The 22,185-nt window shown below is 41.6% G+C and carries 19 protein-coding genes and 2 pseudogenes; 7 read left to right on the top strand and 14 right to left on the bottom strand.

The window, feature by feature from the left end; genetic code table 11:
- Positions 1 to 438 precede the first annotated feature (438 nt).
- Positions 439 to 1,152, top strand: coding sequence for a C40 family peptidase (locus ACED20_RS06665; protein ID WP_294198336.1), 714 nt, complete (start codon positions 439 to 441; stop codon positions 1,150 to 1,152).
- Positions 1,153 to 1,298: 146 nt separating this feature from the next.
- On the opposite strand, the gene ACED20_RS06660 is transcribed toward ACED20_RS06665, so the two are convergent.
- The 7 genes and pseudogenes from ACED20_RS06660 to ACED20_RS06630 all read right to left on the bottom strand — a co-directional run bounded on the left by ACED20_RS06660 (position 1,299) and on the right by ACED20_RS06630 (position 7,754).
- Complete coding sequence (locus ACED20_RS06660; protein ID WP_345766962.1) at positions 1,299 to 1,880, bottom strand: pentapeptide repeat-containing protein; 582 nt, start codon at positions 1,878 to 1,880, stop codon at positions 1,299 to 1,301.
- An 83-nt stretch (positions 1,881 to 1,963) separates the two neighbouring features.
- Positions 1,964 to 3,193, bottom strand: a complete 1,230-nt coding sequence (gene rodA, locus ACED20_RS06655; RefSeq protein ID WP_294198332.1) for a rod shape-determining protein RodA — start codon at positions 3,191 to 3,193, stop codon at positions 1,964 to 1,966.
- Entirely contained in the window at positions 3,190 to 5,229 is a 2,040-nt protein-coding gene (locus ACED20_RS06650) for a penicillin-binding protein 2 (protein WP_294198330.1), read from the bottom strand. The genes rodA and ACED20_RS06650 overlap by 4 nt, the downstream gene beginning before the upstream one ends.
- A complete protein-coding gene (locus tag ACED20_RS06645; protein WP_294198328.1) occupies positions 5,226 to 5,732 on the bottom strand; it encodes a rod shape-determining protein MreD in 507 nt (168 codons plus the stop codon). Before ACED20_RS06645 ends, ACED20_RS06650 begins: the two co-directional genes overlap by 4 nt.
- A pseudogene (gene mreC, locus ACED20_RS06640) lies at positions 5,725 to 6,054 on the bottom strand (rod shape-determining protein MreC); the annotation flags it as partial. The pseudogene mreC (ACED20_RS06640) and the gene ACED20_RS06645, both read right to left, overlap by 8 nt.
- 7 nt (positions 6,055 to 6,061) lie before the next feature.
- Positions 6,062 to 6,697, bottom strand: a pseudogene (gene mreC / locus ACED20_RS06635) (rod shape-determining protein MreC); the annotation flags it as partial.
- A 31-nt stretch (positions 6,698 to 6,728) separates the two neighbouring features.
- A complete protein-coding gene (locus ACED20_RS06630; protein ID WP_027381028.1) occupies positions 6,729 to 7,754 on the bottom strand; it encodes a rod shape-determining protein in 1,026 nt (341 codons plus the stop codon).
- A 386-nt stretch (positions 7,755 to 8,140) separates the two neighbouring features.
- Between ACED20_RS06630 and hemA the strand changes: the two genes are divergently transcribed.
- Genes hemA through hemE form a run of 6 tightly spaced genes read left to right on the top strand, consistent with a single transcriptional unit; the run spans position 8,141 to position 13,363 of the window.
- Positions 8,141 to 9,415 carry a glutamyl-tRNA reductase gene (hemA, locus tag ACED20_RS06625; protein WP_294223712.1) on the top strand — a complete coding sequence of 425 codons (1,275 nt, stop codon included), beginning with the start codon at positions 8,141 to 8,143 and terminating at the stop codon, positions 9,413 to 9,415.
- Positions 9,402 to 10,313 (top strand): hydroxymethylbilane synthase, encoded by a 912-nt coding sequence (hemC, locus tag ACED20_RS06620; RefSeq protein WP_294229052.1) that lies wholly within the window; start codon positions 9,402 to 9,404, stop codon positions 10,311 to 10,313. Before hemA ends, hemC begins: the two co-directional genes overlap by 14 nt.
- 41 nt (positions 10,314 to 10,354) lie before the next feature.
- Positions 10,355 to 10,936: a DUF1287 domain-containing protein gene (locus ACED20_RS06615; protein WP_378103917.1), complete on the top strand. Its 582-nt coding sequence runs from the start codon at positions 10,355 to 10,357 to the stop codon at positions 10,934 to 10,936.
- A gap of 6 nt (positions 10,937 to 10,942) precedes the next feature.
- Positions 10,943 to 11,599, top strand: a complete 657-nt coding sequence (locus tag ACED20_RS06610) for a peptidoglycan recognition family protein (RefSeq protein WP_294237543.1) — start codon at positions 10,943 to 10,945, stop codon at positions 11,597 to 11,599.
- Entirely contained in the window at positions 11,599 to 12,282 is a 684-nt protein-coding gene (locus tag ACED20_RS06605; protein ID WP_294198271.1) for a uroporphyrinogen-III synthase, read from the top strand. Before ACED20_RS06610 ends, ACED20_RS06605 begins: the two co-directional genes overlap by 1 nt.
- A 43-nt stretch (positions 12,283 to 12,325) precedes the next feature.
- Positions 12,326 to 13,363, top strand: coding sequence for a uroporphyrinogen decarboxylase (hemE, locus tag ACED20_RS06600; RefSeq protein ID WP_378103913.1), 1,038 nt, complete (start codon positions 12,326 to 12,328; stop codon positions 13,361 to 13,363).
- A gap of 127 nt (positions 13,364 to 13,490) precedes the next feature.
- Here the strand turns inward: hemE and ACED20_RS06595 are convergent, their stop codons facing one another.
- The 7 genes from ACED20_RS06595 to ACED20_RS06565 all read right to left on the bottom strand — a co-directional run bounded on the left by ACED20_RS06595 (position 13,491) and on the right by ACED20_RS06565 (position 22,153).
- Positions 13,491 to 14,228 carry an ABC transporter ATP-binding protein gene (locus ACED20_RS06595; RefSeq protein WP_294198266.1) on the bottom strand — a complete coding sequence of 246 codons (738 nt, stop codon included), beginning with the start codon at positions 14,226 to 14,228 and terminating at the stop codon, positions 13,491 to 13,493.
- A 1-nt stretch (position 14,229) separates the two neighbouring features.
- On the bottom strand, positions 14,230 to 15,696 hold the full coding sequence (locus tag ACED20_RS06590) for a DUF5687 family protein (RefSeq protein ID WP_294237536.1): 1,467 nt from the start codon (positions 15,694 to 15,696) through the stop codon (positions 14,230 to 14,232).
- A 93-nt stretch (positions 15,697 to 15,789) separates the two neighbouring features.
- On the bottom strand, positions 15,790 to 17,439 hold the full coding sequence (locus ACED20_RS06585) for a DNA repair protein RecN (protein WP_378103910.1): 1,650 nt from the start codon (positions 17,437 to 17,439) through the stop codon (positions 15,790 to 15,792).
- 64 nt (positions 17,440 to 17,503) lie between these two features.
- Positions 17,504 to 18,412 (bottom strand): DUF4835 family protein, encoded by a 909-nt coding sequence (locus ACED20_RS06580; RefSeq protein WP_294198261.1) that lies wholly within the window; start codon positions 18,410 to 18,412, stop codon positions 17,504 to 17,506.
- A 36-nt stretch (positions 18,413 to 18,448) separates the two neighbouring features.
- Positions 18,449 to 19,654 (bottom strand): bifunctional phosphopantothenoylcysteine decarboxylase/phosphopantothenate--cysteine ligase CoaBC, encoded by a 1,206-nt coding sequence (gene coaBC, locus ACED20_RS06575; protein ID WP_378103908.1) that lies wholly within the window; start codon positions 19,652 to 19,654, stop codon positions 18,449 to 18,451.
- A 104-nt stretch (positions 19,655 to 19,758) separates the two neighbouring features.
- Positions 19,759 to 20,718, bottom strand: coding sequence for a hypothetical protein (locus tag ACED20_RS06570; protein WP_294262802.1), 960 nt, complete (start codon positions 20,716 to 20,718; stop codon positions 19,759 to 19,761).
- A 1-nt stretch (position 20,719) separates the two neighbouring features.
- A complete protein-coding gene (locus tag ACED20_RS06565) occupies positions 20,720 to 22,153 on the bottom strand; it encodes an MBOAT family O-acyltransferase (RefSeq protein WP_378103906.1) in 1,434 nt (477 codons plus the stop codon).
- Positions 22,154 to 22,185 lie beyond the last annotated feature (32 nt).

Raw genomic sequence — 22,185 nt, 5'->3', positions numbered from 1 at the left:
TTTTTTCAAAATAAATAACTCAAACAGCTTCTTAAATTTCAGCTCAGAAGATCTTGTTCTCTATCGGTAATCTCAAGATTTATCTTACACCCAACGCACCAAATGGAAATAGTAGAATTAAACTACTAAATTACGCTTGTAATCAACTCTTTATTAATAGATATTATAATCCTGATTTTTGAAATAACCTTTTTAAAATCCGTTATTTTGAAAGATTTGAGAATAATTTTGTTAAAGAATCTTAATAAAAAAAACCGCATACTTCCCGAAAACAGGCGGCTGCGGTTTATTTTTCTTTAACATACCTAAAAAATATGTTAAAATGTGTTAAATAAAGAACCTGACAATTGTCATATCAAGGTGCTTCTATATGGATTCTATATTTTTGTATTGCTTTTGAAAATATACTAATCCTTTTAACACGGTAATCAAATATATATGAAGAAAAGAGTTTTGTTTTATCTGGTCGCTTTCGTCTCTACAGTATCGTTACAATCGTGTGTTACAAACTACGTAGTTTCAAAACCAGCAACTTACACAAAAGAGTACAAAACAGATGCCAAACTAGCTTCTTTAGAAACGAACAAAATGGAGCAGGACAAGCAGAAACTTATCAACTCATTCCTTGCTGAAAAGACCGCTGTTTTAGCCAACGCTAAAAATTCCATCAAAAATTCCGAGATTGCAAAGGCAATCAAACATAACACTACCATCGACAATATTTTAAACGAAGCACAGACTTATCTTGGAACTCCTTACCGATACGGAGGGATGACAAGAAACGGGATCGACTGTTCAGCGTTCGTTCTTTCCGTTTTCGGTGCAGCAGCAGGGCTAAGCTTACCCAGAGTCGCCGCTTCCCAGTCTGAAGAAGGAGAGAGAATAGAAAAAGAAAATCTTCAGAAAGGGGATCTTATTTTCTTTTCTCATGGCAGAAGAATTTCCCACGTAGGTATCGTAGAAAGTGTAGATGAAAACGGTGAAGTAAAATTCATTCATGCCGCTACGTCGAAAGGAGTGATGGTTTCGTCACTGAACGATTCGTACTGGGGACCAAAATACAGGTTCGGGAAAAGAATCATCAACGAGAACGGAGAGGCATACAACAATCTTGCAGCAACTACTCCTGCTTCCAACGGAACAAATTTTTAATTTTAAATAATTGATTTAAATAATGAAACCATCAGAATCTGATGGTTTTTTATTTTAGGCGGGCGGGTATATAATTCTTTGTTTAAAGTTGGTTGCAACGGTATCATCACTTCCAATATCATGCTTCCAGCCTCCATTCTTTATAACTAGCTTCCTCCGTCTATTTCAATATCTAAATGATGAAGCAGCCCCTGAATCCCGGAAAGCGAAAATTTAGCTTTTTTAAGCCTGTTTACGGAAGGATTGATCGAGTAATTGAAGGAGGTTCTGAAATCTGCCTTTTCAAGATTGGTCTGGTCAAATACCGCACCTGAAAAATCGCATTTGATAAAGGCGGCATTTGATAAGTCGGATTCTGAAAAATCAACTTCCGTCAATCTGGAATTTTTAAAGCGTATTTTCTTAAGAGAAGTTTTATAAAAAACAGAATTGTTGAGCAGACAGTTTTCAAATTGGAAAGACAGGCCGAATGCATTGCAATCACCGAACTGCAAGCCGAACATCTTGCATTCTTTGAATATGACCTCCCGGAAGGCTGTGGATACGAGCTTTATCATACTCAAATTGCATCCGGTAAATTCACAATCGTTAAAATTACATCGGGAAAAGTCCGCATATTCAAAATTACAGTTCCTGAACATACAATTTTCGTATTCCCCTCTTTTAAAAGACTCCTGTGTAAAATCTTCGTTTTCGAAATGCTGCTCTGAGAAATAGCTGCCTGTCATTATTATTTTAAGAATAAGTTAAGGATAAAATTGAACTCTTCAGATAATAGACTTCCAGCATCCATCATCCTGCTTCCAGCCCTTTACACCAAGCTGTTCTTATCCGAATAATTCAGTTTAAAAAAGATAAAGGTCATGATAGAAAAGGCAAGCAGTGAACTTCCTCCGTAACTGAAGTACGGAAGTGGAATGCCAACCGTCGGGAAAAGCCCCATTACCATCCCTAAATTGATCGTAAAGTGCATCAGCAGGATCGAGGCAAAGCAGTATCCGAAAACCCGATTAAAGCCCGATTTCTGCTGTTCTGCGAGATAATAAATCCGGCCGATATAAATCATATAGCAAAGAATCAGAACGGCACTACCCACGAAGCCCCATTCTTCACCTACGGTACAGAAAATATAATCGGTTTCCTGCTCCGGAACAAATTTCCCCTGGGTAACGGAACCTTCACGGTATCCTTTCCCCCAAAGCCCTCCGGAACCGATGGCCGTTTTAGAATACAAAAGGTTATAACCCGAAGTATCCCTGAACGCCTTTTCCCCTTTAAAAAGAACTTCAATCCTTTCCCGTTGGTGCTTTGGCAGTTTTTCTAAAATATAAGGCGAACCGAAAGCCAGTCCGCATAACAGTATGACGGAACCTGCAATCCCTGAAATGGAAATAACATTCCACGACATTTTATAATAATTCATAGCGATATAGCCGCCGATAACTGCAACAATCGTAATCGCTACCCAGATCGGGTCCACTGCTAATGAGACCAGGAAGACTCCGGCAAATAAAAATCCGATCCCAAATAACATTCCGCTCAATCCTTCACGGTATAGCGCGATGAAGAAAGCAATGAACACAAGCATTGATCCTACATCAGGAATCGCCAGCACCACTACCGCCGGAACGCCGATAATAGCCAGTGTCGTCAGTAAGGATTTTCTGTTTTTTAAATTAAATTCCGGTCCCGAAACGTAATTGGACAGCATCAGAGCAGTTCCTATTTTTGCAAATTCTACTGGCTGCATAGTGAAGCTTCCGAATTTATACCAGTTTTTCTGACCGAGGATTTCTTTTCCGAACGGGAAAAGCCCGACCAGAAGCAATACGCCGCCGATATAAATAATACCCGACATATTTTCAAAGAATTTACTTCTTCCTACAAAAATCACCAATCCTACAAACAGGGAAATCCCGAAAAAAACCAATTGCTTTTCTCCCAATTTCTGGTCTACACTGTAAATATTTGCAATGGCAAAAGCACAAAGCAGGAAATACAGGCCAAGCCCCAGTTTATCTATTCCTTCTGCCCATTTCATGGCTTAACCTTTTTTGTATTATTGGATTTCTTTTTTTCTTCGTCTATCTTTTTCTGCAGCTTTTCCTTCTGCTCTTTTACCTGCTTCAGGCTGTCCTGAATTCTTTTCTGTTTAATGGAATCCTCACTGGGCTTGTACAGGCCTTTACGCTTCAGATCTGCAATCCACTGTCTTTTGTATTCGGGCATAAAGCTGGAAGTGACCATTTTTTTATAAAGGAATTCACGCTTTACGTCTCCCGTGATATACTTTTCCGCAATTACGGTAGCTGCCGGACCTGCCCAGGTAGCACCGAATCCTGCATGCTCCATCACTGCTGCTACTACAATTTTCGGTTTGTCTGCCGGAGCGATCAGGACAAAAATAGAATTATCCTTTCCTTGCGGAACCTGTGCCGTACCGGTTTTGGCGAGCTGGGTAAAATCACTGGATTTCAATCCATGTGCCGTTCCTCTGAGAACTACCGCTTCCATTCCTCTGAGAACAGGATCAAAATGTTTTTTATCAACCAGCGTATAGTGTTTCTTTTTAAATCTCGGGTCAGGATTTGGTTTGCCGTCTATCGCTTTTACAATATGCGGCGTGTAATACCAGCCTTTATTGGCAATGGCAGACACATAATTGGCCAGCTGAAGCGGTGTTACAAGGACATCACCCTGCCCCATCCCGTTGTAAATGGCACCGGTGGACATTTCGTCCCAGTTTTTGAAATCCGTTCTTTTGGAACCACTCGCCTTGATCATTGCCTTGAATCTTTTCTCATAAAAGTCACCGGAAGGAATTCTGCCTTTCGCTCCGACCGGAAAGTCGTTGTTCAAGAATTCACCAACTCCGAAGCTACTCATGATCTTTTTCCATTCATCCACACCACGGGAAGGATTCTGCGGATATTTTTTAAGGATGGCAATAAACGCATAGGTAAAGAAACAGTTGCTGGAAACCTGAATAGAAGGAATCAGCGGATCCGCACCGCCGTGACCTTTGATTCTTTTGCCTTTATAATAAAATCCGCCACCACATGGGAAAATGGTATTTTCATCCATCACACCCATCTGCATCGCCGCCAGTGCAGTCAACAGCTTAAAAGTAGATCCCGGGGGATAAGCTGCCTGCAATGCCCGGTCGAACGTAGGTTTATTTTCGTAAAGGGTATCTTTTGATAAGGCGTATAAATTTCTGGATTTGTTCGGACCCGTGAATAAATTCGGATCGATATCCGGACCGGTTGCCGAAACCAGCACTTCACCGTTATTCGGATCAATGGCTACAATGGCACCGTGCTTGTTCACCAGCATTTCCTCTGCCATCCGCTGAAGATCATAATCAATGGTCAGGGTAATGTCTTTTCCGGTAATCACATCTTTATCCAGCGATCCGTTTTTATATGGCCCTACATTCCGGAGCCTGATGTCTTTCTGGATATATTTCATTCCTTTCACCCCCCGAAGCTCTTTTTCATAAGCTTTTTCGATTCCCGTTTTTCCGATGAAGTCGCCCGGCAGGTAATAGGCTGAATCTTTTTTAATCTCCCTTTCGTTTACCTCACTGGTATAGCCCAGAAGATTCCCGGAAGTGGAAACCTCATATTGCCGTTGTGGCCTTGAAACGATGCTGAATGCCGGGTATTTAAATATGATTTCCTGAACCCTTGCGATATCTTCACGGCTGAGGTTTTTCATAAAGGTCATCGGCGTAAGCTTGGAGTAATATCTTTCCTGTTTGATCGTATTGATGGTCCTGATGAAATCGTTCTTTGAGATTTTCATCAGGTTACAGAAAGCAATCGTATCAAAATCCGGTCTCATCAGTGCCTGGGTAAAGGAAATTTCGTAAGCCGGCTGGTTTCCCACCAGGATTTTACCGTTCCTGTCAAAAATAACGCCCCGCTGCGGAATGACATATTCGATTTTAATGGAAGTATTCGCGGCATTCAGCGCATAACGGTCTGTAAAAAGCTGTAAATAAGAAATTCTCGCTATGAAAATCAAAGCGATAACGATAAGGACAGAAAAAATTTTTAAATAACGTGTGTTCAAACTTTTTGTTTGATTTTAAATATTAATGCGTAAATAACAATAAAGATAAATGAAATTACACTTGTTACCAACACATTGAGCAATATTTCAAAAAATCTGCTGAGCTTGAAGAATTCGATATACTGTACTAAAAGCTGGTGTAAAAAAATACTTGAGAATAAAAACAGTAAAAACTGCGCCCACTGAAGGGACTGAAAAGAGAAAAAGTCTGTGGAAGTATCGGTAGAAGTTCTGAAAATCAAAGTCCTGAAATAAGCAATCAGTGTAGTGGCAAAGGCGTTGATTCCCCATGAGTACAGGAAAGCGTCAACCGACAAGCCGATCAGGAAACTTAAAGCCAGAAACTGAAATCGGTTTCTGAAAAAAGGATAGAACATAACAAATACGGGATAAAGCACCGGGGTGTACTTCCCAAAAATGGTAATCCTGTTCAGCACAAAAATCTGTAATGCCACCAGGAAAATCATAATCAATATGTCCGTAAATAATGTCCTGCTAATCATTTTCCTTTTTTATTACCGTCTGCAAGGTATCCTGAATTTTCTGAACCTCAGCTTTCTTGAGGTTTTTCACCACATAGACTTTGCTTAAAGCCCCCATTTTTTCACTCAGCTCCACGGAAATATCCCAGAAGCCCGTTTTATTGTCTACGGAATAGCCCGCAATCGTACCGATCATCACCCCTTTCGGGAAAATGGCCGATTTACCGTCTGTTACGACCGTATCTCCTACTTTTAAGGCAACATATTTTGGAATGTCGGCAAGATGCATCACCCTGGAATTATCGCCGTTCCAGGTAAGCGTCCCGAAATATCCCGAGTTTTTCANCTGTTACGACCGTATCTCCTACTTTTAAGGCAACATATTTTGGAATGTCGGCAAGATGCATCACCCTGGAATTATCGCCGTTCCAGGTAAGCGTCCCGAAATATCCCGAGTTTTTCAGTGCTGCATTAATCCTGATTTTATTAACACTCAAAACCGACTGTACCAAAGCGTAACTGTCGGTGGAATTGATTACGATTCCGGCAATTCCTTTCGGAGCCATAACGCCCATTTGCGGAAACACGCCGTCTCTCCTTCCCCGGTTGATGGTAAAATAGTTGTTTCTCCGGTTGATGCTGTTGAATACGATTTCGCCATCTACAAAAGTGTAGATCTGGCCGCCGCCCAATGTATCATGAACCTTTCTGAACATAGGATTTTTTGCACCCTGCTTTCCGTAAAGTTCAGTCATCAATGCCTTATTTTGGGTCACAAGGTCTTCGTTGATCTGTTTGAGCTTAAGGTATGAAACCCCTTCGTCAATGTATCCGGAAACCCAAGAATTCAGTGCAGCTGACTGGCCTGCAATCCATGATTGCTGCATCGCATTTTTAGAGAATATCAGAACAAGAGCAATGATTTGCAGAAATATAAAGAAGACAAAAAGTGCATTCTTTGAAAATAATCTCAGCAAAAATCCCATTCAGATGTGTTTGTTTCGTAAAAAGTTAAAATTATTTAATCAGGAAATTGAATTTATCCATATTTTTAAGGGCAATACCTGTTCCGCGAACGACCGCTCTCAACGGATCTTCCGCTACAAATACAGGCAGGCCTGTTTTTTTGTGCAGCCTGTCTGCAAGGCCTCTTAACAAAGCGCCGCCACCGGCAAGATAAATTCCTGTTTTGTAAATATCGGCAGCCAGTTCAGGAGGGGTAAGAGAAAGTGTTTCCATTACCGCATCTTCAATTCTGATGATGGATTTATCCAGTGCTCTTGCGATTTCTTTATAGCCGACCATAATTTCTTTCGGCTTTCCGGTGATAAGGTCTCTTCCCTGTACCGGAATATCTTCGATGTCCACATCAAGGTCTTCAACAGCTGATCCGACTTCAATTTTGATTCTCTCTGCCGTTCTTTCCCCGATGTAAAGATTATGGTGTGTTCTTAAGTAGTAGGCAATATCGTTAGTGAAAACGTCACCGGCAATTTTTACGGATTTATCGCAAACGATTCCTCCCAAAGCCACAACAGCGATTTCGGTAGTACCTCCGCCTATGTCGATAATCATATTCCCTTCAGGTTTCTGAACATCGATCCCCACTCCTATTGCAGCAGCCATCGGTTCATAAATCAGACGTACTTCCTTTGCATTTACTTTCTGGGCAGAATCTCTTACCGCCCTTTTTTCAACTTCCGTAATTCCGGAAGGAATACAAATAACGATCCTTAAAGCAGGCTGAATGAATTTACCCTTGATCCCAGGAATTTTTTTGATGAATTCCTTAATCATGTGCTCAGAAGCATGGAAATCTGCAATAACCCCGTCTTTCAGCGGACGGATGGTCTTGATGTCCTCATGAGTTTTACCCTGCATGTGTTTTGCCTGCTCACCCACGGCAATCGGTCTGCCGGTAGAACGTTCAATAGCAACAATCGACGGCTGATCTATAACAATTTTATTATTATGGATGATAAGGGTGTTGGCAGTACCAAGGTCTATCGCAATCTCTTGCGTAAACATATCGAATAAACTCATACTTTTTTACTTCTGATTTTTTAAGGAGTTACAAAGATATAAATTTAAGACGTGTAAAGAAATTTCATACGCATTTAATTTGGTTAAATTTTTATTAAAATTTAATTACGGTTATTAACTTTTACACTAAGTATTTACAACGCCTGATTTCAACCAGATTCAAGATTTTTTCAATATTGAAGCGACACGGATCAAAGCCTTTATTTCCCCATGTCGTGAAATTTTAAAATATACCTTTCGCCAGGCAATGAAAATTCTTAATAATTTTAACACCATCTATCGAAATATGATGTGTTCAGAGAAAAACAGGAATAGTTATTTACGATAATTATCATATATATTTTCAGAAGATATTTCATGAAAAAATACGTAAATTTGCCGCGCTTATGTTACAGTATTCCAACATACATCAGACCTCGAATTTCGCTGTCCTTTCCATCAGTTTCGAAAAAGCTGATACCGAAACGAGAGGGAAATTTGCATTTTTTGATGAAAACATCAAGAACTTCGTTACCCGGATTCACAATGAAGATTTAGGGGATGCTTTCGTGGTTTCAACCTGTAACAGAACAGAAATCTATACGACTTCACCGAACTACCTTCTCGTAGCGGAAGAATACTGCAAAACGATTGACGTCAACCTGATGGACTTCATGCAGTTTGCCAACATCCTTACAAAAGAGGAAGCCCTGAAGCACCTTTTCAGAGTAGCCGCCGGGCTGGAAAGCCAGATTATCGGAGACTTCGAGATTATTGGACAAATTAAAAAAGCATACAACCGTTTCAAAAAGGAACGTCAGAATTCCAATCCGTACCTGGAAAGGGCCATTAATTCAGCTATCCAGATTTCTAAGAGGATCAAGAACGAAACGGGGATTTCCAACGGAGCCGCTTCCGTTTCCTATGCTGCCGTTCATTACATCCTGAACAACCAGAAAAGGATTACTGAAAAAAACATCCTGCTGCTGGGCGTAGGGGAAATCGGCCAGAATACGGTAGAAAACCTGGTAAAACACGTTTATCAGCCGAAAATTAAAATTGCCAACCGGACGCAGGAAACCGCTGAGAAGATTTCTGAAAAATACAAGATCCCTCATATCGACTACACTGATTTCGATAAAGAACTGAGTGGAACCGATATTTTAATCGTAGCTACCGGAGCAAGACATCCGATTGTTAACAAGTCCCACTTCCCGAACGGAAAGGAAACCCTGGTGATCGATCTTTCCATCCCCAATAACGTGGATAAAAACGTGACAGAGAATGAAAACGTAACGCTCATTGACGTCGACGAACTTTCCAAACAGATCCAGCAGACCATCCAGCAGCGGGAAAAAGAAATCCCGAAAGCGGAAAAAATCATCAAGGAAATGACGAAAGACTTTCTGGAATGGGAGAAAAAAAGAAGACTGGCTCCGAATATCCACCATTTCAAAGCAGTTCTGAAGAATATGGAACGCAACGAAATGCACAATTTTTATAAAAAAAATAAATATATAAACATTACGGACATGGAACTTTCCGACAAAATGATTCAGAAAATCACCAACCGTTTTGCAAAATATATCATCGACAATCCGTTAAAAGCCGAAGAAATTAGTAAATTAATGCACGAAATATTAGTTGAACAACCAAACAACGAATTCAATGAAAAGCATTAGAATCGGAACCCGAAATTCCGCACTTGCCCTCTGGCAGGCGAGAGAAGTTGCGAGACACCTTCAGAACAATAACTATTTAACGGAAATTGTCCCTATCGTATCCTCAGGTGATAAAAATCTTTCGCAACCTTTATACGCTTTGGGAATTACGGGAGTTTTCACCCGCGATCTCGATGTGGCTTTATTAAATGACGAAATTGATATTGCCGTACACTCCTTAAAAGATGTTCCGACCAGACTTCCTGAAAATCTTGAGATCGTTTCTTACCTGGAAAGAGATTTCCCACAGGATGTCCTGATCCGGAAAGAATCGGCAAAAAATAAAGAATTCCACGAGCTGAAACTCGCTACCAGCAGTTTAAGAAGAAGGGCCTTCTGGCTTAAGAATTTCCCGCAGGCAGAATTTTCAGACATCCGCGGAAATATCCAGACCCGTCTTCAGAAACTGGAAGAAGGAGATTTTGATGCAACCATCCTGTCTTTGGCCGGTATCAAGAGAATGAAGATGGAGATCGATTACGAAATGATGCCGTTTATGATTCCCGCGCCTTCACAGGGCGTTATTGCCGTAGCCGGACATTCTGAAAAGGCTGAGATCAACAACATCGTACGCGAATTTACCAACCACGAAAAGACCCAGCTCTGCGTAGAGATGGAAAGGAATTTCCTGAGTACGCTGGAAGGCGGCTGTACCGCTCCGATCGGTGCTTTTGCTGAAATCTTTGATGATCAGATCCGTTTCAAAGGATCGCTCTGTTCGCTCGACGGCAAAAACTGTATTGCTACGGACGAAAGTTTTGTATATAACACTGAAGAAAATTTCGGGGAAAAATTTGCCAGAGTGGTACTGGAAAACGGCGGAAAAGAACTGATGGCGGAAATTAAAAACCAGATTTGAAATTCAAGGTTTAAGGTTTAACGTTCAAGATTCTGCATGCGATGAAAAAATATCTTTCTATACTGGTTGTCATGCTCTCTGTGATTTTGATGAAAGCGCAGAATCCGTTTGCCCAAAAGCTTTCCAATGCTGCTTTGAGCCTCACGAAAGATAAAGTCACTTACGATCCCGCTTATTTTATCATCAAATATCCGAACGGAGATATTCCGGCTGACAAAGGAGTTTGTACTGATGTCGTGATCAGAGCATACCGAAAACTGGGAATCGACCTTCAGAAGGAAGTGCATGAAGATATGGCGAAAAACTTTTCAAAATATCCGAAAATATGGGGGCTGAAAAGCCCGGACACGAATATCGATCATCGAAGGGTTCCGAACCTGCAGGTCTTCTTTGCTAAATTCGGGAAATCAAAATCTATAGAAACAAAACCTGAATTATACATTCCCGGAGATATCGTTACCTGGATTCTTCCCGGTAATTTAACGCACATCGGAATGGTGGTCAGCAGAAAATCAGCTGATGGAAAACGTTACCTGATCGTACACAATATCGGAAAAGGACAGATTTTGGAAGACTGCCTGTTAAAATACCAGATCACGGGACATTATCAATATCGGAAATAATAGAACATGAAGAATATCCTGTATTTTTTAATTATCCTGATTATTGGTTTTACGAAAGCCCAGACCAACGAACCTAAGATCATCAGGAAACCGATCAGCTATTCTGAAGAAAGAGTCCGTCTGAGCCTGGAATATTTAAAGGAACATCACGGCCTTGTTCAGAAAACCCCTACGATTATTCCCAAAATGATTGTTCTTCATTATACAGCCAACGGAAATGCAGAAAGCAATTTTAAATATTTTAATAAAACCTATCTGGAAGGCGGCAGAAATACGTTAAAAAAGCAGAGCACACTGAATGTCTCTTCACAATACCTCATCGATCGTGACGGAACTATCTACCAGCTGATGGAACCGAATCAGTTTGCCAGGCACACGATCGGGCTGAATTACTGCGCGATCGGAATTGAAAACATCGGCAGTAAGAAAGAGCCGCTTACCGAAAAGCAGGTTGCAGCCAATGCTCAACTGATCGGGTATTTAACAAGGAAATATAAAATCGAATATCTCATCGGGCATTCGGAATACGGGACTTTCAGAAATTCAAAGCTCTGGAAAGAATCGGATCCTGATTATTTTACTGTAAAGGAAGATCCGGGACAGGATTTCATTAATAAAGTAAGACGGCAGGTGGGCGATCTGCACTTAAAAGACAAACCCTAATGAAGATTTTATTTACCAAAAATATTGATCTGGCAATCGTTTCCAAAGAATTGGGAGAAGTTGTTGCCGTGGATTGTGTTGAGGTAATCCGGACGAATACCATACAGGTTGCCCCATTCGATCTTAAAAATTATTCACTGATTTTTACCAGTGCCAAAGGGGTGAGCTCCTTTTTTAAAAACCGGTTTATGCCCAATGAAGATTTTACAGCGAAAAATTACAATAAGATCTATTGCGTCGGTGAAAAGACCAAAAAGGAATTGCGGAAAAACGGATTTGGGACCTTTAAAGTCCTCAGAAATGCAGACGAACTTTCCAGGTTCATCATCACCCACTGCCAGCATGAAAAATTTCTGCACTTCTGCGGAAACATCGCGCTGGATGTTCTGGACCGCAGCCTTCCGCTACAGAATATCAGCTACCGGAAAATCATTGTATACAACACCGAGGAAATCAATCCGTTGATAACTGAAAAATATCATGCTGCCGTATTTTTTAGTCCGAGCGGAGTTCGTAGTTTTGCAAATCAGAATCCCTTGGAGGATATGAAACTGGTTTCGATTGGTGAGACGACGGCCAAAGAACTGAGGAAATATGCTTCACAGGCAGTTTTGGTTTCGGAAGGAAACACCCTGATGTCCGTACTGAAGCTGATCCGAAAGGAAATTTTAAACAAAGATTGATATTTAATTGTCAGGTTCTGGCAGTAAAGTCTACGATAATATTATGATTAAAAACGACCTATATTTAAAAGCACTTCGCGGAGAGACCGTAGAAAGACCGCCTGTCTGGATGATGAGACAGGCCGGGAGATATTTACCGGAATTTATTGCGTTACGCGACCAATATGATTTCTTCACGAGATGTCAGACCCCGGAGCTCGCTTCCGAAATTACCGTACAGCCGATCAGAAGATTTCCTTTGGATGCCGCGATTTTATTTTCCGACATCCTGGTGGTTCCTCAGGCGATGGGGATTGATTTTAAAATGAAGGAAAGTGTAGGCCCGTGGCTGGATACGCCGATCAGAACGATGGAACAGGTGCAAAATGTTGCAGTTCCGGATGTAAATGATACGTTGGGCTACGTTTTTGATGCAATTGAGCTGACTTTACAAAAGCTGGACAATTCCATTCCGCTGATCGGTTTTGCCGGTTCTCCGTGGACGATACTGTGCTACTGCGTGGAAGGAAAAGGAAGCAAGGCATTTGATATTGCCAAATCGTTCTGTTTCCAGCAGCCTGAAGCGGCGCATCTGCTGTTGCAGAAAATTACAGATACTACGATCGCTTATCTAAAAAGAAAAGTGGAAAAAGGCGTTTCTGCCGTTCAGGTTTTTGATTCGTGGGGCGGAATGCTTTCCCCGACAGATTACCAGGAGTTTTCATGGCAGTATATCAGCCAGATCGTGGAGGCATTAAGCCCGCTGACGCACGTAGTGGTATTTGGAAAAGGATGCTGGTTTGCCCTGGAAGACATGGCGAAATCCCCGGTTTCCGCTTTGGGTGTTGACTGGACTATTACGCCTGAGCTGGCCAGAACATTCACCAATCACAATACTACCCTTCAGGGAAATTTCGACCCTGCAAGACTGCATTCTACGCCGGAAACCATCAAAAAAATGGTGACTGAAATGATCAACCGTTTCGGAAAGGATAAGTACATTGCCAATCTTGGCCACGGTATTTTACCGAATATCCCGGTGAAAAATGCGGAGGCGTTCATCAGAGCGGTGGTGGATTGGAAGCCGGCTGTTGAGTTTTAAATCTTATTTTCAGAAATTCTTTTCTAAAGCATGTTTGAGATTCCTATGGAATGACAAGCTCAGTAAAAGATGGATATAATAAAATACCCTTGCTTGATAGCGAGGGTATTTTTATTCTAATAACTTATTAATTTTCCGTTACAGTAACTGTTTCTACCGGACTTGAAATCTGATCGGCAAAATACTGCTCCAGGTCTTTCAGGGTTTCCGGATTGGTCTGGATGTCTTTCACCTGCTGTCCTTTGTTCACCACCACAATCCTGTTGCAGACTTCGGTGGTGTGCGAAAGGTCATGGCTCGAAATAAGAAAAGTGACGCCATCCTGCTTGGACAGTTCTTTAATTAAATTTTTCAGCTTGATCTGCGTGGAAGGATCCAGGTTGGCGAAAGGTTCATCGAGAATAATGATTTCCGGGTTTCCGATGATGGCCCCTACAATTCCTACTTTCTTCTGGTTTCCTTTGGACAGATCACGGATGTATTTCCCGGAGTTTAAGATTTCCCCGCTGAAAAGATCATGGAACTGTTTTAAAAAGTCGTTCACCGAAGCCTTGTTCTGGCCTCTCAGCTCACCGATGAAGTAGAAATATTCTTCCGGCGTTAGATAACCGATCAGGAAAGAATCGTCCACAAAAGCCGAAACTTTATTTTTCCAGGCTTCAGATTCATTCACTTTAATGCCGTCGATGCTTACGAAACCGGTGGTCGGCTGGATCAGGTCCAGCATCAGGCTGAAAAGCGTGGTTTTCCCGGCCCCATTATTTCCTACCAGGCCGAAAGTCTCCCCTTTGGAAATTTCAAGGTTTTCTATATTTAAAACGGTGGCTTTGCCGTAAGTTTTTGTTAAATTATGGATCGTGATCATATTAATCTTTGTTTTTGAATGCTTCTAATGTACTGTATTTTTCGACCTTATAATGTTTTACGATGATATCGAAGATTTTTTCCCTTAATAAAAACCCGACCAGCCCCAAAACCGCAATGCTGATCACGCCCGCCGTGATGCCAAAGAAATACTTCATCAGGGCAAAAACAGTCATCGGCAGGATCATTTTCGGGATCAGCAACAGCATGGCCTTTACGTTGAAGCTGTTCTTCTGTCCGAATCTTTTTTCCTTTGCATTGAGGTCGATCTGCATTTTGTTGAACGCACCGGACCAAAGGGTAAACTGAGAATTAACGCCAATGTTATAAATTCCTGCTGCAAAGAATGTGAGATACATATCCCAGCCGAAATACGCATAGCAGACCGCCAGGATCATGGAAACGGCCGTTACGATATTCATCAGCCACCATTTTGCTTTAAGGTATTCTTTGTAAGGCACATTCAGCGTCATCATCAACGGATAATAGGAACTGTCGAAGGCGGGAACCCGCTGTCCGAACATAAACTGAAATCCTCCCGTTACGAAAAGCCCCATAAACATCATCATCGCCGGCGTTTTGTAGATGGACGAAGAGAACATCAGCATGCCGTAGAAAAGGAACAGGAAGCTTCCCCATATAATTCCTTTTGTGACTTTATTCCGTTTAAGCATTTTGATATCGTTGTTGATGAACGTTCCGATGGCTCCGAATTTATTTAAGAAAACGATATTCTCCGTTTTTCCGACTTCTTTCTTCGCTTCCAGCCCTTCATCAAGATAAAATATGTTGCGGATGCGGCTGAAACAGATTTTCCAAAGTCCCAGAAACAGGAGGATAGAAATCACTACAAAATAAGGTCTTTCATGAAAATTATAGAAAAAACGCTCTGAATAATCCAGTACGGGAATGATGTGATAATACACCAGTCCCGCTACCGCTGCAAACAGGCAGCCGACAACGATAACAACCGCTTCTTTATCGTTGAAAAGGATATTGATGAAATTGTTCAGGTAAAACAATAAAGACACCCCGACCAGCCAGGCCAGTACCCCCAGCACATGATAACCGTTAAACAGCGCAATTATTGAAAACGTAACCAAAAACAGGGAATTCAGCCAGCTGAATGCATTGACAAAGGTTTTTCCCAGCATGTAATTGACCAGTGTTTTCTTGGAAATATTCAATGTCAGGAAAGGCTTGATATTCTGTGTGGGCAATTCCTGCCACATATATTTGGCAATCAGGTCAACGGCCCAGGCTATGATTAAAAACCGGGAAACCACTTTTAACGGATCCTGATGCATCTCTTCCTGAATATAGAAAAAAGCACCAAATGCCCCTCCTACCAGACAAAGCATAAAATAAAGGATCCCAATAAAACGGAAAATCTTCATCGCCAGGTTGACCCCTAAAGAACTGCCACGAAAAAAGCTTTTGATTTCTAATCTGAGGAATTGTATAAACATAGTTACCTTTTTCTTATTAGTTAAGGGAAAGGGAAAAATGTTACAATATTTAATTTTGAAAATTCAGAGACCGTGCTTTATTATCTTAAAAGCTTAATTCATCAGTTCCTGCGCCTGCGCCAGTGCCGCCTCCGTAATTTTGCTTCCGGAAAGCAGCTGGGCGATTTCGTTAAGCTTTTCTTTTTCGTTTAAAGGAATGATGGTGGACTGGGTTCTTCCGGCGACATCCTGTTTTATAACTTTATAGTTGTTGTTTCCTTTGGCAGCTACCTGTGCGAGGTGTGAAATTACGATCAGCTGCATATCGGCAGACATTTCACGCATCAGGTTTCCGATTTCCTCGGCTACTTTTCCTGAAACCCCGGTATCGATTTCATCTAAAATTAAGGTCGGCAGTTCATCGCTTTCGGCAATAATTTTCTTTACGGCCAGCATAACTCTTGATCTTTCCCCTCCGGAAATGGCCGTCTGAATCGGCTTTAATGGAAATCCAGAATTGGCCTGGAACAAAAGCTGGATGTTTTCCTTTCCAAACGGATTGAACTCCTGGGCATCACGCAATTCGATATCCACTTTGGCCTTTTCAAGACCTAATTTTTTAAGCAAAGCCTCTGCTTTTTTAATAAATACCGGAACGCTCTTTTTTCTGTTTTTAGACAGCTTATCGGCTAAGACCTGCAGCGATTTTTCTTTTTTGGAAATGTTTTCTTCCGCTTCGGCAATCTGCGCTTCAAGATCGGAAGCACCCTGTTGCTCGCCTGCAAGCTGATCCCTTACTTCTCGAAGTTCTGTGATGTTGCCCACCCCATGCTTCAAGAATAAGGAATGAATCCGGTTGTTCAGTTCTATGAGAAGGGCCAGGTTTTCAGGATTGACTTCTATTCTTTCCGCTTCGTCCTCAAGCTCGGTAATGATGTCTTTCAGTTCAACATAAGAGGTTTCCAGCCTTTCATGAAGTTCGGCAAAGCTCTGGGAAACTTCTGCCGTTTTTGCCAGCTTGTTTTTAGCTTCATTAAAAAATGAAAAAATCCCCACTTCTTCCTGGTGAAACCTTGATAACACCTGCGCCAGGTTATCGGAAATCATTTCTGCATTTTCCTGGATCGAAAGCTGGTTCTGAAGGTCTTCAAAATCCACGTCATCCAGATGCAGTTCTTCAAGCTCGTTTAAGAGGAATGCTTTATAATCGCTTTCCTTATTGGCTTCTGAAAGTTGGGTCCGAAGCCTTTTAAGCTGTAGGGTAAGGCTTTGAAAATCCGAAAATTCATGCTGGTACTCATGTATGATCTGCCTGTTTTCCGAAAGTCCGTCGATGATTTTAAACTGATATTCGGAAGTAAACAGGCTGGACGTTTCAAATTGGGAATGGATATCGATCAGTTGAGAAGAAAGCTCCCGCAGAATATCCAGTGTTACGGGCACATCATTGATGAAGGCCCTCGATTTTCCCGAAGGCAGGATCTCCCTGCGGATAATCGTCTGGTGTTCGTAATCGAGATCATTTTCGATGAAGAATTTTTTAAATTGGTTATTCAGGGAAAATTCGGTTTCGACGACACTTTTTTCCTGTGCTTTGGAGATGGATTTTACGTCCGCCCGTTCGCCAAGGATCAGCCGCAGCGCGCCAAGGATAATGGATTTTCCGGCACCGGTTTCCCCGGTGATGACCTGCAAACCGTTGTGCAACGATACTTCAAGGGTATCGATCAGGGCGAAATTTTTAATGTAAATTCTCGAAAGCATTGATAATAGCAATTATGTAAGCTATTGCAAATATAGAACTTTAGATTTCAGAATTCAAGTTAACTTACTGTTTCCATTTGCTCCATCGGGCATCGGTATTTTTCGGAGAAAGGATAATCATTTCGTTTTTAAGATCACCCAAAACAATTCCACCGTTGTTCCCGGAATTGAAGATGTTGAAGATCTCATCTGCTTTCGTGTCCATAAAGAGGTTAAAGAAATAGGCCTGCTGGAAAGAATTTTCATACTGCTTTAACTGCATTAAGGCATCAAAAATCACTTTTTTCCCTTGGGTCTGGTCCTGATTGAATAAAGTATCCAGCCCTGCCCTGTGATAGGAATATACCGTGGCACGCAGCTGGCTCCAGTTCGGGCTCATGATCTCTTTGATCAGAATCGAGCGGCTCCGTGGTTCGTTGATCTGCTTCCAACCGTCATAGGTGTTCTGGGATTCGCCGTTCTGAGCAATCTGCTGGGCTTTCTGGAACCATTCCGTTCCGGACATCGACTGAAAACTATCGGCGTCCATTCCTAAAATCACATATACATAAAAGCTGACTACATCGATGAGGTTTTTCCCGGAAAACTGTCTTTCGTTGAAAATAAGGTTTTCATTTTCCACATAATCGAAAGAAAATCTCGTATCCTGAAGGTTAATGAGCGGAGATTCATAAGTGGTATTAAATACCGGACGAACCGCCTGTACCACAATGCTTCCCCTGAAACGGTTTCCGTCTCTCTCGCTGATGACGATCGCAAAATTCGATTTTATTTTTTCGTAATTCTGCAGTCTTCTTCCCGTCCAGCTTGTGTTGTTGATGAAATCCCTGAGGCTTTTTTCCAAAGCTTTGTATGCCGACTGGTTACTTCCCCCCACCTGCTGGGAATTCACCTGCACCGTGGCCAGAAGCTCCTGGGAAAAGCTAGGGTTGAATATAAAGAGCAGTAAAAATATACTTAAAATTTTTTTCATTTTCTATTAAAGATTGAGAACGGAAATTTATTAAATTTATTTTAAAAGTTGAGATTCAATGAAATCCAGGATATCCTTCGCAACATCATCTTTTGATTTCAATGAAAATTCTTTCTTTTCCGTACGGGTAAATATTTTTATTTTGTTGGTATCGTTCTTAAAGCCGGCGCCTTCGTCGCGGAGCGAGTTCAGCACGATCATATCCAGGTTTTTCTTTTCAAGCTTGGCTTTGGCATTTTCCTCTTCATTCTGCGTTTCCAGCGCAAATCCCACTAAAAACTGATGGCCTTTCTTTTCACCCATTGTTTTAAGAATGTCCGGATTTTTAACCAGTTCGATTGTTAAATGATCATCATTTTTTTTGATCTTTTCCGTAGCCGCTTCCTTCGGAGCGTAATCCGCAACGGCTGCACTCGCGATTCCGATATCCGCCTGATCGTAAAATTCAAAGACTTTGTCCAGCATTTCCTTTGCAGAGATCACTTTATGCAGTTCAATATTTTTGTCATGAATGGTTTGTGCACTCGGTCCGGAAACAAGAATGACCTTCGCTCCTCTTTTAGAAGCTTCTTCCGCTAAGGCAAACCCCATTTTTCCGGAAGAATGATTTCCGATAAAACGTACGGGATCAATGGCTTCATAAGTGGGACCAGCTGTGATCAGTACCGTTTTTCCTTTCAGTGTTTCTTCTTTTGGATTGACACTAAAAAAGCTTTCAATCGCTGTTGCGATGGTTTCCGGTTCCGCCATTCTTCCCTGCCCGACCAGCCCGCTTGCGAGTTCACCGTTTTCCGCCGGAATAACGATATGGCCATAGCTTTCCGCCAGTTCCAGGTTTTTTGTAGTGGAAGGATGCACATACATATCCAGATCCATAGCCGGTGCAATGAAGACGGGACATTTTGCCGACATATACGTAGCGATGAGCAGGTTGTCACAGATACCGTGGACCATTTTGGATAAAGTAGATGCCGTACAGGGTGCTACCACCATTACATCTGCCCATAAAGCCATATCCACATGGCTGTTCCAGGATCCGTTATCACCATAAAAATCTGAATAAACAGGATTTTTAGACAAGGTATAAATACTCAGCTTCGTCACGAAGTTCTCGGCATCAGGCGTCATAATTACCTGAATTTCCGCTCCTTTTTTGATAAAATCCCTGATTAGAAAATGAATTTTATATGCTGCAATTCCTCCGGAAATCGCGATAAGAATTTTTTTACCGGAAAGGCCCATTCCAATTTTAGTTTTAAGAATACTAAATTACTTATTTTTCATGTAATACGTTTAAAAAGTCAGTCTAAAACTATTTCCGATAATTTTCTTCTTTAGTATTGGCCTTATCTGATCAGATGATTCAGGCTGTCAGCCAGCTTTCCGGTAAAGATAGCCGCTCCCCGCCGGTTAAGATGCCCGTTATCATAAACATTCCTGTTGGTATACAGTTCTCTGAATATACTACGGGAAGAAAAATCTAAGATTTCTGCACCGGGAATTCCTTTAACTTCCGATAAATCTGAAGGCGTGGAAAAAGGCGGAAGTACAAAGAATAATTTTATTCCTTTTTTCTGACAGTCTGCGGCCAGAAGCCTGAGCTCGCCAACCAGAGCCGGATTGAGTCTTTTCTTCGGGCTTTTTTCAATTTCTACACGATGCCTGTAAATCAGCGTAGTATCTTTCAGATAGACAGCACGCTGTTTTCTTACGCTTATCAGGTTTTTATAATCTTTTTCCAAAGGATAATACCCATTGTTGTAATCTGTAAATTCATTTATGGTTTTATCCCGTTGTCCCAGTTTTTTAAAGTAAAACATATTCGCAAAAAAATGAGAGACCGATAGAAATGACGAATTCCAGTCGCTATTGTGCGCAAAATATTTCAGCTCGAAGTTTACCGTAGGAAGGTCGTGGCAGTATAAGAATTTTTCCGTGTACGCATTAACGTCAAACGGCTGTACATCCTGAATTTCAAAAAACACATATTTTACATTTTTATGAACATTCGTATGACGGTATTCGTACATGCTTTCGGAAAAGAAGGTTCCGCCGCTTGCCAGGTTGTAAGCTTTTACCTTGTGAGCCGTCGCAGAATCCAACAGCCCGGTGTTCACCTGGCGGTACATCCTGCTGCTGCCAAAGACGAGCGCATTGTATCCGGCACCATGCCGATCGTAGTAATTAACTTTCTGCCTGATGAAATATTCTCCGTACAGCTGGTATTTTTTAACGGAAGCCAAGGCAAAACCGATCAGGAAAAGGAAAACCAGCCAACATGCTATTTTAATGATAAATTTCTTCATATTAAAACTGAAAATAAATGAATTCGTTACTGCCGAAATTGGCGTATCGCAGGATGATAAAGATGATGACCAGGTACAGAACCCTTCGCAGCCACGGATTGTATTCGCTTATTTCCAACCCGTGAAACTTACGCCTGTTGAGCCATTCTATGATCATCATGACGGCAACAAAAGCCAGTACTTTGTAAGGCATCGGGTGAGGTAATGAAAATAAGGTTTTGCCGAATAATCTTTTGATATAAAGAATGGCCTGTAAAACACTTTCAGAACGGAAAAAGATCCAGGCAAGGCAGACGAGGGAGAATGTAATGAGGATCTGGAAAATTTCCCGGAAGGAAGGAACCAATCGGTTCATAGCGACCACTTCAAGATTCTCACGGTTTTTCCCGAATATCAGCAGGGGTAAAAAATAGACGGCATTTAAGCCACCCCAAATTACGAACGTCCAATTGGCCCCGTGCCAGAAGCCACTGACAAGAAAGATGATGAAAGTGTTTCGTATTTTCATCAGCATTCCGCCTTTGCTTCCTCCCAAAGGAATGTACAGGTAATCCCGGAACCAGGTGGAAAGGGAAATGTGCCACCTTCTCCAAAATTCGGCAATGTCCCTTGAAAAATACGGAAAGGAAAAGTTTTTAAGAAGCTCTATTCCGAACAGGCGTGATACCCCTAATGCAATATCCGAATACCCTGAAAAATCCCCGTAAATCTGAAAAGCAAACAGGACTGCCCCGATGGCCAGGTTGCTGCTGCTTTCCGTCTGGTAATGGGTAAAAATCTCATTTACGATCGGGGCACAATTATCTGCAATCACGATTTTTTTGAAAAAGCCCCACAGGATCTGCCGCATTCCGTCGACGGCCTGCTCATAACTAAAAATCCTTTCTTTCTGGATCTGCGGAAGAAGATGGGTTGCCCTTTCGATAGGTCCGGCAACCAACAGGGGGAAATAGCTTACGAAGACGGCATAATCGACCGGATTCCTTTCCGCCGGAATTCTTTTTTTATAAATATCGATGATGTAGGAAAGTCCGTGGAAGGTATAAAAAGAAATACCGATCGGCAATACGATATGGAGCAGTGTAACATTGACGTGAAAACCGAAACCCTGAAGAAGTTCTGAAAAGCTTTCCGCAAAAAAGTTGTAGTATTTGAAAAAGCCCAGAAAACCGAGATTGATCCCGATGCTTAACGTGAGCCAGAATTTGGCGGCATATTTGGTTTTGCTTCTCTCAATCTGTATTCCGGAAAAGAAATCCAGTGCAATAGAAAACATTAGGAGCAACAGAAATCTCCAATCCCAGCATGCATAAAAATAAAGACTGGCAACCAGTAAAAGGATGTTCTGATATTTGTATTTTTTATTGAAAAAAAACCAATACAGAATAAAGACTGCCGGCAAAAACAGTAAAAAGCTTATAGAATTGAACAGCACGATATTTCGTTAAATATTACGCCGTAAAAGTA

The organism is Chryseobacterium sp. sg2396 (genome assembly GCF_042610505.1).
Taxonomy (GTDB): Bacteria; Bacteroidota; Bacteroidia; order Flavobacteriales; family Weeksellaceae; genus Chryseobacterium.
This window is presented reverse-complemented; position numbering and strand designations above follow the sequence as displayed.

Coding starts and splice junctions, on each gene's coding strand:
- ACED20_RS06665 (WP_294198336.1), top strand. CDS start 439: ATGAAGAAAAGAGTTTTGTTTTATCTGGTCGCTTTCGTCTCTACAGTA.
- ACED20_RS06660 (WP_345766962.1), bottom strand. CDS start 1,880: ATGACAGGCAGCTATTTCTCAGAGCAGCATTTCGAAAACGAAGATTTT.
- rodA (WP_294198332.1), bottom strand. CDS start 3,193: ATGAAATGGGCAGAAGGAATAGATAAACTGGGGCTTGGCCTGTATTTC.
- ACED20_RS06645 (WP_294198328.1), bottom strand. CDS start 5,732: ATGATTAGCAGGACATTATTTACGGACATATTGATTATGATTTTCCTG.
- ACED20_RS06630 (WP_027381028.1), bottom strand. CDS start 7,754: ATGAGTTTATTCGATATGTTTACGCAAGAGATTGCGATAGACCTTGGT.
- hemA (WP_294223712.1), top strand. CDS start 8,141: ATGTTACAGTATTCCAACATACATCAGACCTCGAATTTCGCTGTCCTT.
- hemC (WP_294229052.1), top strand. CDS start 9,402: ATGAAAAGCATTAGAATCGGAACCCGAAATTCCGCACTTGCCCTCTGG.
- ACED20_RS06615 (WP_378103917.1), top strand. CDS start 10,355: ATGAAAAAATATCTTTCTATACTGGTTGTCATGCTCTCTGTGATTTTG.
- ACED20_RS06610 (WP_294237543.1), top strand. CDS start 10,943: ATGAAGAATATCCTGTATTTTTTAATTATCCTGATTATTGGTTTTACG.
- ACED20_RS06605 (WP_294198271.1), top strand. CDS start 11,599: ATGAAGATTTTATTTACCAAAAATATTGATCTGGCAATCGTTTCCAAA.
- hemE (WP_378103913.1), top strand. CDS start 12,326: ATGATTAAAAACGACCTATATTTAAAAGCACTTCGCGGAGAGACCGTA.
- ACED20_RS06595 (WP_294198266.1), bottom strand. CDS start 14,228: ATGATCACGATCCATAATTTAACAAAAACTTACGGCAAAGCCACCGTT.
- ACED20_RS06590 (WP_294237536.1), bottom strand. CDS start 15,696: ATGTTTATACAATTCCTCAGATTAGAAATCAAAAGCTTTTTTCGTGGC.
- ACED20_RS06585 (WP_378103910.1), bottom strand. CDS start 17,439: ATGCTTTCGAGAATTTACATTAAAAATTTCGCCCTGATCGATACCCTT.
- ACED20_RS06580 (WP_294198261.1), bottom strand. CDS start 18,412: ATGAAAAAAATTTTAAGTATATTTTTACTGCTCTTTATATTCAACCCT.
- coaBC (WP_378103908.1), bottom strand. CDS start 19,654: ATGGGCCTTTCCGGTAAAAAAATTCTTATCGCGATTTCCGGAGGAATT.
- ACED20_RS06570 (WP_294262802.1), bottom strand. CDS start 20,718: ATGAAGAAATTTATCATTAAAATAGCATGTTGGCTGGTTTTCCTTTTC.